Annotated in this window: 8 protein-coding genes and 1 pseudogene; 4 read left to right on the top strand and 5 right to left on the bottom strand. The window is 69.4% G+C overall.

All coding sequences use genetic code 11. From position 1 onward, the window contains the following. Nucleotides 1–35: 35 nt before the first annotated feature. Nucleotides 36–641 carry a TIGR03086 family metal-binding protein gene (locus BT364_RS17880; RefSeq protein ID WP_072486175.1) on the bottom strand — a complete coding sequence of 202 codons (606 nt, stop codon included), beginning with the start codon at nt 639–641 and terminating at the stop codon, nt 36–38. Between the two features lie 36 nt (nt 642–677). Beyond that, the gene (locus tag BT364_RS17875; RefSeq protein ID WP_177328156.1) at nt 678–1,739 is read right to left on the bottom strand and encodes an amidohydrolase family protein; all 1,062 of its coding nucleotides are present in this window, start codon (nt 1,737–1,739) and stop codon (nt 678–680) included. A 135-nt stretch (nt 1,740–1,874) separates the two neighbouring features. Between BT364_RS17875 and BT364_RS17870 the strand changes: the two genes are divergently transcribed. Then, nucleotides 1,875–2,867: a fibronectin type III domain-containing protein gene (locus BT364_RS17870; protein ID WP_072486173.1), complete on the top strand. Its 993-nt coding sequence runs from the start codon at nt 1,875–1,877 to the stop codon at nt 2,865–2,867. A 91-nt stretch (nt 2,868–2,958) separates the two neighbouring features. Then, nucleotides 2,959–3,339: pseudogene (locus BT364_RS17865) on the top strand (glycosyl hydrolase family 18 protein); the annotation flags it as partial. Between the two features lie 75 nt (nt 3,340–3,414). On the opposite strand, the gene BT364_RS17860 reads toward BT364_RS17865, so the two are convergent. Beyond that, nucleotides 3,415–4,044: a TetR/AcrR family transcriptional regulator gene (locus BT364_RS17860; protein ID WP_072486172.1), complete on the bottom strand. Its 630-nt coding sequence runs from the start codon at nt 4,042–4,044 to the stop codon at nt 3,415–3,417. A 109-nt stretch (nt 4,045–4,153) separates the two neighbouring features. Here BT364_RS17860 and BT364_RS17855 point away from each other — a divergent pair, with 109 nt between their 5' ends. Then, nucleotides 4,154–5,422, top strand: a complete 1,269-nt coding sequence (locus BT364_RS17855) for an ABC transporter substrate-binding protein (RefSeq protein ID WP_072486171.1) — start codon at nt 4,154–4,156, stop codon at nt 5,420–5,422. A gap of 250 nt (nt 5,423–5,672) precedes the next feature. Here BT364_RS17855 and BT364_RS17850 read toward each other — a convergent pair whose 3' ends face one another. Both BT364_RS17850 and BT364_RS43030 read right to left on the bottom strand, forming a co-directional pair. Next, the gene (locus BT364_RS17850) at nt 5,673–7,361 is read right to left on the bottom strand and encodes a DNA/RNA helicase domain-containing protein (protein ID WP_072486170.1); all 1,689 of its coding nucleotides are present in this window, start codon (nt 7,359–7,361) and stop codon (nt 5,673–5,675) included. Nucleotides 7,362–7,697: 336 nt separating this feature from the next. Beyond that, nucleotides 7,698–7,826 (bottom strand): DUF6408 family protein, encoded by a 129-nt coding sequence (locus BT364_RS43030; protein ID WP_256259974.1) that lies wholly within the window; start codon nt 7,824–7,826, stop codon nt 7,698–7,700. Nucleotides 7,827–8,100: 274 nt separating this feature from the next. On the opposite strand from BT364_RS43030, the gene pglW reads away from it, so the two are divergent. Then, nucleotides 8,101–12,567: a BREX system serine/threonine kinase PglW gene (gene pglW, locus BT364_RS17845; protein ID WP_371268606.1), complete on the top strand. Its 4,467-nt coding sequence runs from the start codon at nt 8,101–8,103 to the stop codon at nt 12,565–12,567. Nucleotides 12,568–12,588 lie beyond the last annotated feature (21 nt).

Below are 12,588 nucleotides of genomic sequence, written 5' to 3'. Positions count from 1 at the left end.
GACCCCCGAGCGGCACACCCGCCCCTGCGTACCGCTCAGTCGCCGGGCTGCCAGTCCGGGCGGCGGCCGCTCATCGCGACAGCCCGGTCGACGAGGGGCGCGTCGTCCGGCACCGGAACCGGCGGGCCGAAGATGGTCTCCGCCCGGGGCTTGCCGTCACCGGGAGTCAGCATGTCCAGCGCGATGCGAAGGCTCGCCTCGTCCGCCTCGTACCTCTGACCGGTCGACCGGGCCAGGTCCCAGCCGTGGATCACCAGCTCGTCCAGCACGACCAGCAGCGCCACCTCACCCGGCAGATCCACGCCGCCCGCCCTGGTCATTCCCTGCCGGGCGGCAGGATCGCGCCAGGCCGTCACCAGCTCTTCCAGCAACGGCGGCAGCGCTTCGCGCCAGTTGTCGGCGAGGACCGGAAGCTTCGCGTCCGGAGCGGTGTCGGTCATCGGGCCGAAGTCCTTGCGCGCCGCGTCACAGAATGCCGTGCTCAGCCCGGCCACGTGGGCGAGCAGCTCGCGTACCGCATAGTCGGGACAGGGCGTCGGATCGTCCAGCTGCTGCTCGTCGATGCCGTCGAGCAGGCCGGCGATCCGCCGCGCCGCGGGTTCGAGATCGATCGTGGGAGTGGTTTCCGTGTGCGTGTCCATGCAGTGCTGACTCCTTCCGCACCCCGAACTCATCGCTCACCGCACGACGCGTCCCCGGAGCACGATCCGGCTCGGGTGATTCAGCGCGCCCGGGTCCAGGGTCGGGTCGGTGGCGTACGCGACGACATCGGCGGGTGCGCCGTCCACGAGGCCCGGCAGCCCGAGCCAGGCCCGTGCCGTCCAGGACGCGGCACCGAGTGCCGCGTGGGCCGGCAGACCGGCCCGTACCAGCCATTCCATCTCGCCCGCGACCGTCCCGCAAGGGAAGGAGTCCGTCCCCGCCAGCACTGTCACCCGCGCCTCGTGGGCCGCGCGCACATTGTCGAGCATGGTGTCCCAGCCGGCCAGCCACAGATCACGGCGCACACCCGGCTGCCGTGCCCGCATCGCGTCCTCCTTCGCGCCGAAGACGCTCAGTGTCGGCACGAACGCCGTGCCCTGCGCGGCCATCCGGTCCAGCAGGGCCGGGTCGAGATGCATACCGTGCTCCAGGCTGTCGGCGCCCGCCAGTACGGCATTGCGGCTGCCCTCGGCGGTCTGGCAGTGCACCGCCACCTTCCCGCCCGCCGCGTGCACCGCGGCCACCACCGAGGTCAACAGCGGCAGCGGCAGGGCGGGTTCGTCGGCGGCCCAGTCGCCGATGACCTTGCACCACCCGGACGAGGCGGCCGCCTCCTCCACGGCCGCCCGCGCCAACTCGGCCTCGCTCACATCGCGTCCGAAACCGGGGAAGAACCGGCCAGGTGTGGCCAGCCACCTCCCCGCCGACGTCACATGCGGCAGCTCCGGGTCCTTCGCCACCCATGCGGGCATCCGCTGCGCGGTGCCGGGGGTGCGTACCGCGAGCACCCCGGCGTCCCGGTGCTCGCCCAACTGCCTGCGCAGCAGATCCTCGTCGAACGGCGCATCCGGCGCCGACGCGCCCGGATGCGTGTGCACGTCGACGAGACCGGGCAGCAGCCAGCCGCCGTCGACGACCGTCTCCGTGTCCCGGCCCGCGAGCCCGCCGGGCGGAGGACCCGCGCGGAGCACCTCGCCGTCGATCCAGAACGTGCGTTCCTCGCGCTCCGGCAGCACCACACCTCGTATGCACGACATCAGCCGACCGTACGGCACATCGGACCCCCGCCGACGAACGGCCGACACACATCGGCACATTGCGGAAGGTTCCGCTCCGCCCTCTTGTCGGCGACCCCCACACCATGCGATACAGGTCTGGACCATTGCTGCCGGATGGAAGGCACGACCGTGCAACGCCCCCACGCAACCGCCGCGTTGGCCTGTTCCGCCGCCCTGCTCGTCGCCGCGCTCTCCGCCTGCGATTCCGCCCCCGAGGCCGACACCGGCAAGCCGACGGTGCCGGGCCATGTGACGGCGCAGGCGAGCAGTGCCACCTCCGTACACGTCATGTGGGAGCGGGCCACCGACGACAAGGCGGTCACCGGGTACGAGGTCTACCGCGAGGGGAAGCGGGTCCGGTCGGTCCCGGCGGCCAAGGTGATGACCGACGTCGGCGGGCTGACCGCGTCGACCGCCTACACCTTCACCGTCCGCGCCCGCGACGCCGCCGGGAACCTCTCCGCGCCGAGCGCCGCCGTGAGCGTGACCACCCCCGCCCCGACCCCCGCCGACCACGAGGCGCCGACCCGCCCGGTTCGGCTGCGCGGCACGGTGGACGGCAGCCGGGCGGTGAACCTCTCCTGGGGCGGCTCGACGGACGACATCGGTGTCACCTCGTACGACATCTACCAGGAGGACTCCCGGATCCACAGCGTGCCCGGCACCCGGACCACGGCACATCTGACCGGACTGCGCCCCGGCACCGTCTACACCTTCACCGTCCGCGCCCGCGATGCCGCCGACACCTCCTCGCCGGACAGCAACGCCATCGACCTCACCACCGCCTCCGCCCCGGGCGTACCGACGAGCACCGCCCCCACCGACCTGCGGATCACCAACCGCGTCGAGGGCAAGGAGTACGCCATCGAACTGGACTGGAAGCAGCCGGAGACGGGCGGCGGGATCCCCGCGTACCAGCTCTTCATCGGCGGCCGGCTGACCACCACGATCGTCTGGGGCGCCACCCCGCCCGCAGGCCGCGCGAGCTACCGCCTCACCGTCGACGACCCGCGCGGCACCCGCTACTCGATGAAGATCCGCGCCAAGCTGCCCGACGGGAAGTGGGGCGACTTCTCCGCCCAGCGCACGGTCGTCCTCGGCGGCTGAGGGCCCGCCGGGCGAGGGGAGGGGCGCGGGGCGAGCGGTCCGGGGCCGGGCGGGCAGACTTTGCGCGGACGACGGCTGGGGCAAACTGCGCGCGGGCGTCGAGCCCCGCAAGCTGACCCTCGGCATCCCGTTCTACGGCCGGGGCCGGCAGAACGTCGCCGACGGCGGGGCCGCCGGTGAACGGCAGAGCGCGGGCGGCGCCGCACCGGGCCAGTTCGCCGAGGAGGCCGGAACCCGCGGTTACGCCAACCTCATCGGCGCCTACCCGACGATGGCGGTCCATCACGACGAACAGCCGGTGTCGACGTACGGCAGCACCGGCAGTCAGTGGTGGTCCTTCGACGACACCTGGTCCATCGGCAAGAAGACCGACTACGTGAAGTCCAAGGGTCTGCTGGGCGTGATGGTCCGGGAGATGTCGGGGGACACGCCGCAGGGCACGCTGATGAGCGCGCTCGACACCGGGTTGAAGCAGCGGGTCCGGGGGCGGCCGACCGGTTCGCGGAGCCCCGCCGGGCTCCGCGAGCCGGTCCTACGGCGTCCGGGATCAGGCGCCCCGCAGCGCGCCCTCCGCCGAGGCCAGGCAGCGTTGTGCCAGTGCCGCCGGTCCCTGAGGTCCCGTCGCCGGGGCGTCGCCGGCCGCCCAGGTCTCCACCGCGGCCCGCACCGCAGCCCCGGCGACCCCGGCCGTCAGCCGGATCTCCAGCGAGCCCGCCTCGTCCGGGAGCCCGGCGCGCGCCGCGAGCACCCCTGCCAGGGTGGCGTCCGCGTCGTGGCACGCGTCGTTCCACACCGACTGGAGCGCCGGGCTGTCCGCCGCCATCCTCAGCAGCGACCGCACCCACTCCAGGGACTCCGAGGCCGCGGTGTCACCGGGGGCCGGGGTCAGCGCGCACGCCGCCGCGTGCCGCAGCGCGTCCGGCACCGGCAGGGCGCTCGGGGCGTCCCGTACCGCCTCCACCCACTGCCGGGCGCCGACGGCGAGCAGCGGGGTGATGGCCTCCTCCTTGGTCGCGAAATAGCGGTAGAAGGTGCGTGGGGCGACGCCCGCGGCCCGCGCGATGTCCTCGGCGCGCGTGCTCCGCAGGCCGTGCTCCACGAAGAGCGCCGCCGCCGTACGGGCGATATCCAGTCGGGTCGCGGCCTTGCGCCGCTCCGTCAACGAGCCACCTTGCATGCGGATCAGGTTATGCCCTGGAGTCACCGAGCCCGGAAGGCAGATATTGCCCATGTGGCAGAATCTGCCATAAGTGCATGTGTGGGACTAGCAAGAGGTGGCAAGAGCGGTGCGTCGGCGGCAGTTCCTTCTTCAGACGGCCGGCCTCGCCGGCACCACGGCCGCGCTCGGGCTCACCGGCTGCTCGACGAGCAAGGACGTGAAGCTCCACCTGCTCGTGGCCAGTTACGACAAGAGCATCGGCGCTTCGCTCAGCGACCAGTGGGACGACATCGTCGCCGCTTTCGAGAAGCAGCACGCCGGGATCACGATCGAGCTGGAGCGGGTTTCCTACACCGAGATCGACAAGACGCTCGCCCAGCGGGTCGAGGAGGGCCGGGCACCCGACATCGCGCAGTCGAACGTCTTCGCGCCGTACGCCGAGGACGGCCGTCTCTACAACATGACCCAGCTGTTCGACATCGCCACCCAGGCCGACTTCATCCGGTCCTTCACCGATGCGGGCACGGTCGACGACGCCACCTACGGCATTCCGTTCCTGGCCAGCACGCCCCGGCTCTTCTACAACAAGGAGCTCTTCCGGCGGGCCCGTGTCAGCGGTGCCCCCACGTCGTGGGACGAGTTGCGGGCGGCCGCCCAGGCACTGAGGGCGATCGGCGTGAAGACGCCGTACGGGCTCCAGTTCGGCCCCGAGGCGGCCGAGGACGAGGCCCTGTCCTGGCTGCTCGCGGCCGGCGGCGGCTACACGGGGGAGCTCGCGGAGTACGAATTCGTGAAGCCGGAGAACGCCGAGGCCCTGACCTGGCTGCGGGACGAGCTGGTCGCCGGGGGGCTGGCCGGTGCCGACCCCGTGAAGCTCAACCGGACCGACGCGTACGCCCAGTTCCTGCGGGGCGAGATCGGCATGATGATCGCCCACCCCATGCTGATGGGCGCGGCCGACCGGGCCAAACTCCCTTATGCGCACGCCGCGTTCCCCAAGAAGGACGGCGGGGCCGCCCCTCCGGTGGGGATCAGCGACTGGCTGATGGCCTTCCGGCGCAACGACCACCGCAAGGAGTGCGGCACCTTCCTCTCGTTCCTTTACAGCGGGAAGTCCGCCCTGACCTACGGCGGCAGCCAGTCCGCGTTGCCCGTGACGTACTCCGCCTCCGACGCGGCGACCGGGAAGCCCGCCGAACAGCCGCTCTCGCCGTTCATCGAGCAGCTGTCGAACGCCCAGTTCGCACCGGTCAACATGCGTTCCTGGCCCGCCGTCCGGGGCACGATCCGCACCGATGTGGGCCAGGCGGTGATGAAGGGCGGCGATCCCCAGTCCGTGCTCACCTCGCTCGACCAGTCGGCCGTCAAGGCGGACATGGAGGCGGCGACCGCCTGACGACCGTGCGTACACCGACAGACCTCCGCCCCCGGCGCTGTGCGGGACGCTGTTGGGCAATTCGGAGGCTGGTCCTACTTTGCCCCGTCGAGCATGAGCTCGACGGGGCAAAGTGCTGCGAAGTGGCTGGTGCGGGTGTGTGCGCAGAATGTGAGGCCGGGGCGGATCGCGTCGCTGATCCTTCCGAGCGCGGTCAGCCGACCGCCCTGGTACCAGTGCAGTACTGGCGTCGGCCGCGCGAGGCAGGAGATCAGATCTGGGACCAGGAACTACGTCGGGAGATTATCCGACGGCATGCTGACGGCAGCACCAGGCAATGATCGCTGACAATCGATGGTCTGCAGTGCAAACCAGGACAAACCGAGGGTCGCGAATGACATCCGATCTGTCCGAAACCTCTCGGATCGGTCGCCCATTGACTCGACTCCGGCACGTTGTCGAGCTGGACACCGTCCTTGGCGTTCCAGGGCCTGTGCCAATCACCGATCTGGACCTCGACCCGCAGCCGACCATCCAGGGGTGTCCACTCCCAGCAGAAACCTGCCGTCATGTGTGCACGGGATCCGTCCTTCTCCATGCGCTCCATGAGGAAGGTCTCCATGTCCTCCGGGCTTTCCGCCAACCGCACGTCGATGCGGCCGTCCGGTACCCACGCGGGGGCGCTGGTCGCTTTGAGGCTGAGCAGCTTCGTCACCCATTCGCGGAAGGCGATACTGCCTTCCGCGCGGAACATTCCGGGCAGCTCGACAACCTCGTAGTCACAGCCGCAAGCGATGGCCCGCTCAACGAGATAGTCGACGGTGCCGACCTCGTCCGGGCGAAGGGACTGCCAGTCGTCGAGCAGGAAGACAGGCATCTCGGCGACGCGGATCAGTTCGTCGGCCTGCGGAAGGCCTCGTTCCTTGACCCATCTCTTGACGTCCCGGCCGTCCGACTTCTCACGCACCCGATGGGCCTCGTCGCAGATGAGAACCTCCAGCGAGTTCTCCTCCAATTCGCCGGACTGCTGAAAGTACCGGTAGTCCTTTCGCGCCTGTTTGGCGACGGCTCCCCGCTTACCGTAAGGTGCGGTGTCGACGGCTGCCTGACGCAGGTTGCTGGTGAAGGAACGGGAACCACTGGCATGCACGACGTGGTGTCCCTCCTGCTTGAGAGAGCGCAGGAGTTCCACGGCAACAGCGGTCTTCCCGCTGCCGGGGCCACCCTGGATGATGACGACCTTCTTGCGACCGCTCTTCGAACCACCGGCACGCACTTTTTGCCGGACCTCCTGGAAGGCGATCTCCTGCTCCTTCTGGAGAGCGAAAACTGGGTGCGGACTCCCGACCCGGCTGAATGCTTCGCTCGACGACGGCGCTTCGTACTGTTGGGCCTGACACAGCACATCGGCCGCGTGGCTTCCGGAGAATCCTCGAGCCAGTCGTGACGCGATGAATGCTTTGAACTCCCCGAGTCGGTCTCTCGTGTACAGACGGCCGTGGTCGTTCTTTGGCAAGTCGAAGAGTGAATCAACCTCATGGCTGGCGTTGTGGAGCAACGCGACGCCGGCGATCCGTTGGCGGGCGCCGCGCAGCGGTGCGAGGTGCTGGACGAGGTACTCGCAATAGCGCTGCACCTGGCGTACGGGATGGAGCTTCGGTTTGTCGTAGCCGGCGTCGACCGCGATCGGGTTCGTCGACGACACCACTGCCTTGTGCCACTGCTTCAGTTCGATGACGACGTATGACAGGTCCTCGGTCGTCGGATGCTGCCCGGCAAGGATGACATCAGCGTCACCGGCCATTCCGGGAGTGGAGTACTCGATGAGTGCCTCGACCGAATGGAGGCCGAGGGCAACGAGTACGTGGATGACTTCCGGCAGGTTGTGGTCCCAGGAAGCGATCAGGCCTTTGTTCGGCTGCTTCTTGTTGGGGTGAGACTGCACGTACTCGTTGATCAACCGTTCGGTGAGAGGCAGATGCTCTCGGCCGACGGGGGTAACGAGCGGGCTCAGTTCAGCAGCCGACTTCCGGAGCAGTACAGAGAGTTCCCCACAGGCACGATGGATCTCGTGCGGGTGGGGGCGTTTCCTGAACGGAAGCCCGTCGGGCCGCAATGACTTTCGACGTACTCTAGCCGGACTTGGCCATTCTTGAACGTCAATCGACGATCCGAGGGAGGCCCTCGCGTTGGGGTTCCGGCAGAGCCTTGTACGGATGCGTCCCGCTGCCGGATTGCCTCACGCGGGCTGTCGGCACACGGGTGATGGCGGGTCCCCGGCCCCGCCGCCCCTCGGCTAACCGAGAAGGTGCGCTGCCGCCTGCACGGCATTCCGCACCAGGTCCGAGCCGAGGCTCGCGGCGACGCCGATGAGGATGTCGCGTACCCAGATGCGGCGTGCGGGCGTGTACTTGGAGTGGGGCATGCGGAGAGCATCTCCTTCGGGAGTCGGATGGAAGGGATGGCTCCCAACCGGGAACTCTCCGTACTCACTGAAGTGAGACCACCGGACCACCGAAATCGTGTGCAGCGCAGGACCGTACCCCGTACACCCTCCGGGGAGGGCGCGCGGCGCAGAGCAACGCTATCGCACAGTCGGAGAGGAGAATCAGCACCTCGACAAGGCCACCGCGCGCCGGATGCCAAGCCGATGGGGGCGGGTGCGGCCGGTCAGGCCCGAGGTAAGGTCGGGCGGAATTGTGCGTTCGTTCACAGAGCGAGATGGATACCGCGGAGGTCGGACCGTGACGGCAGCAGGAACGCCTTCGGCCCCGAAGCCGGGCCCTCCGCGTAAGGAGCGCTGGTTTCAGTCGCGCCGTTCCACCTTTTCGTGGGAGCAGGAAGGGCTCGATCACGTCCGGCAGCTGATGCCGGCTGCCGAGCCGTACCGTGCCTGGGCCACGTTCTCCTTTACCGCAGCGTCCGGCCGCACCAACGAGTGCGACCTTTTCATTGCCGTGCCCGGTGGTCTGTATCTGCTGGAGCTCAAGGGGCACCCCGGCCGAGTCATCAACCACGGCGACACCTGGCAGTTCCATGACGACCGCGTCCGCACGCTGAAGAACCCGCTGCACCTCACCGACCTGAAGTGCAAGGAACTCAAGGGCCAGTTGGAGCGGGCTGCACGGTCCATGGGCGTCGATCCGCGGCGGGTCCCGTTCATCAAGCCTGCAGTTTTTCTCCATGCACCCGGCCTGGTGAGCGGTCTCGACGAGTTCCAGCGGATCAACGTGTACGGCCGCAATGACGGTGCCGGCGGACTCGGCAGGATCTGGGACGACCTGCTCGGCAAGCCGCCGGAGCGCGAGAGCTGGCGCGTCACTCCACAGTCCGCCCAGCTGCTGGAGCAGCTGATGCAGAAGATCGGCATCAGCGACTCCACCGCACACCTCCGGTACGGCGACGACTGGAAGCTGGAACCCGGCGTGCTGGACGCGGGCCCCGGCTGGGAGGACCGTCTGGCTGTCCGCGATGACGGGCTGGTCCAGGAGGGCGGGCGCGTCCGGATATACCTGGTCGAGCAGCTGGCCGGGGAGGCAGCCAAGCGAGCCGCGGATCGTGCAGCCCGCCGCGAGTACCAGGTGCTGCAGGGGATCACGCACCGTGGCATCGCGCAGGCTGTACAGATCCGCCAACACCAGGGCGGCCCGGCGATTCTTTTTCGCCACCGCCACACCGATCTGCGGCTCGACGCCTACTTGGACGCCTACGGCGGCAAGCTCACCCCGGAGACCAGGCTGGACCTGGTACGCCAGCTTGCTGAGGCGCTCCGCTACGCCCACAACCGCTCCCTCTACCACCGTGCGCTCGCCGCTCGGTCGGTTTATGTCTCGGCCAACGAGGACGGTTCCGATCCCGTGGTTCGGATCACGGACTGGCAGACGGCCGCCCGTGATTTCGACACCACTTCGATGCGCTCCATCGGCGACACCCCGCTTGATGGCACCCTGATCGAAGACGCTTCTCAGGTCTTTCTGGCCCCGGAGACCGACCAGGAGTTCGCCGATCCGGTGGACCTGGACCTTTTCGGACTGGGATCGCTCGCGTATCTCCTGCTCACGGGGGAGCCCCCGGCAGACCGGCGCAGCGCGCTGATCGAGCGGTTGTCCGCGGAGGGTGGGCTGCACCCCTACGCAGTGGCAGATGGGCTCTCCGACAGCCTCGACGACCTCGTCTACCGTGCCACGCGTGCGGAAGTCGTGGACCGGCTGCCTTCGACGGAGCGCTTCCTGGATCTGCTGAACGAGGCCGAACAGCAGACCACCGTTCCCGACCAGTCCGTGTCCGTCGAGACCGACCCTCTTACGGCGGTGCCCGGGCAGTCGGTCGATGAGACCTGGATGGTCCGGCGGGTACTCGGAACGGGGGCCACGGCCCGCGCACTGCTGGTCGAGCGAGTGGTGGAAGAGGCCGAAGGACCGGACGGCAGGGCGGTCGTCGAGGAACGCGTCTTCAAGGTTGCGCTCGACCAGGACAAGGACGCCCGGCTGTACGCGGAGGCCCAGGCACTCAAGGCGGTGGGCGGCGGCCGGATCGTCAGGCTCCTCGAAGAACCCCGCGAGATCGCCGGTCACACCGTCCTGGAACTCGAATACGCGGGGGAGTCCTCCCTCGGCGCACGGCTGCGCGGCGAAGGGCGCCTGACCTACGACCAGTTGGAGCGGTACGGCAACGACCTCTTCATTGCGCTCGACCAACTCGCCGCCAAGGGCACCCGGCACCGCGACATCAAGCCGGACAACCTCGGCCTGCACAAGCGCAACGATGGTTCGTGGGAGCTGCTGCTCTTCGACTTCTCCCTGGCGGACGCCTCCGAGCGTGACATCACGGCGGGTACGCGCGGCTACCTCGACCCGTTCCTCGGTAGCACCCGCCGCTCGCTGTACGACGATCATGCCGAGCGTTACGCGGCGGCTGTGACCTTGCACGAGATGGCTTCGGGAGAGCGTCCCGTCTGGGGTGACGGCCAGACCGACCCTCGCATGAGCGAGGACGTCGCACTGTTCGTCGCGGCCGAGCTGTTCGAGCCGGGACTTCGCGACGGTCTCACCGTCTTCTTCCAGCGCGCCCTGCACCGTGACGTCGACCGTCGCTTCGACACCTTCAAGCAGATGGAGAACGCGTGGCGGCAGATCTTCCGCACCGCGGACTCGGCGAAGCCGGCCACCACCCCTGCCACTGTCGGGGCCGTCGCCGCCAGCACGGAGGAAGCCCGTGAGACGGCCGCCGCTGCCGCCGAGCTGACCACGGCCCTGGAGGCGGCCGGACTCTCCCCGCGCGCCGTCTCTGTCGCCAATGGTCTGAGCGCGGGTACCGTCGAGGAACTGCTCGATGTCCCCCCGCACACGATTGCCCGTGCTCGTGGTGCAGGAACGCTCGTACGCAGGGAGCTCAACCGGCGCCACAAGCAGTGGACGGCGATGCTGCGACGGCCGCCCGCGGAGCCCGCCTCTTCCGCAGCGGCCCCTATGTCGCCGTCACTGTCCGCCGATCCGCAGGCACAGGCGCAGCTCGTCGCAGCCGAACCCGTCGACTCGCTCGCCTCACGCCTCACGCCTGGGCCGGCCCGTAAGGGTAATCTGCGCCCCGACATCATCCGTCTCACGCTCGGCCTGCCGCGCTCGGCCGCCGATGGCGGCGGGCTCTCCCCGCTCGGGGCATGGCCACCGCAGACGGCCATTGCCAAGCACCTGGGCAGCAGTCAGGCCACTGTCTCCCGCCATCATGTGGCCGCGATCGAGGAGTGGGCCGCCACCGACTGGATCCCGCAGATCCGAGACGAGCTGGTGCAGATCCTGGCCCAGTCGGGCCGCGTGATGACGGTCCAGGAAGCGGCTGCCGAACTCCGTGTGAGGCACGGCGCAGGGGATGACACCCCCGAGCGCACACTGGCCAAGGCTCTGGCCGTCGTCCGCGCAGCCGCCGACGCCGAGGCACTCCAGCGCGGCACCGAACATGATCCGCGCCTCGAAGTGCTGCGCCGCGGCTCCCGTGTCCTACTGGCACTCGACTCGCTGCCGGGCACGGACGACCCCACCCCGCAGGAGCTGGCCGACTACGCGGCAGCCCTCGGTGCGGAGGCCGACCGGCTGGCCGATGAGGACCCGCTGCCCGGCCGGGCCACCGTCGTACGCACCCTGCGCGAGGTAGCGGCGCCCAGCGGGATGACTCCGCTCGCCGACACCCGCCTGGTCGGCCTCGCCGCGGTGGTCGCCCGGCATGCCTCCGCATCGCCACGGCTGGAGATCTACCCCAAGGCACTCGGGCTGGCCCGCGCCCTGCGTATCTCCCAGGCCGCCGCCGGAGTGCGCCGGGAGACGGGCATCTCGATCAGTGAACTCGTGGCACGCGTCAAGGCGCGGTTCCCGTCGGTGCCGGTTCCTGATGCGCCCACGCACATCGAGATCGAGGACGTGCTCAAGGAAGCCGGCTTCCCGCTGGAGTACGACACCGTTCGCAGGCGCTTCTTCCCTCCGGCGGTCGAGGGAGCACGCTGGTCGAGCTCCACCTTTACCCGTACCAGCGTGCTGGTCGCCGAGGCCCGGACCGCAGCGGCGGCCGGGCGGGACCCGCAGGCAGTGCTGCGCACGAGGCTCACCACGTCTGCCGAGCGCGGCGGCTTCCTCGCGCTGACTCTCAAGGGCGCCGACCTGCCGGGTGCGGCGGCTGCGGTGGCAGCCGACTTCGGAGTCGTCCCGGTGGACTTCAACAAGGAGTTCCTGAACATCTTCCGGGCGCTGGCCGACGAGTTGAACACCGACTGGTCCAAGGTGCTGCGTGCGGACTCCGCCTTCACCGGCAGCGGAGAGCTGAAGCCGGGCCTGCGCTCGTACGTCCAACGGGTCACCGGGCGGATGTCGGAGCGCCTCGTCGGTATGGCGGAGGAGGCGGGCCCCCGGGCGGTGCTCTTCGTCCACAACGCCGGTCTCCTCGCCCGCTACTTCGATGGTGGCGGCCACGATCTGCTGGTGACCTTGCAACAGGCGGCCCGCCGCCCTGCGCAGAGCCCGCATGGCCTGTGGTGGCTGTGCCCGATGGAGGACCCGAAGCAGACGCCGTCACTGGACGGGCGCACGGTGGAAGTCGTCGACCGGGCGACCGAGTGGGCGGTGCTCGACTCGTTGTTCCTGAAGGGGCTCAAGGCCAAAGCCGCCGAGACAACCTGAGCCTTCTCTCTGCCTGGCTGT

Source organism: Streptomyces atratus (genome assembly GCF_900119365.1).
Lineage (GTDB): Bacteria > Actinomycetota > Actinomycetes > Streptomycetales > Streptomycetaceae > Streptomyces > Streptomyces atratus_B.
This window is presented reverse-complemented; position numbering and strand designations above follow the sequence as displayed.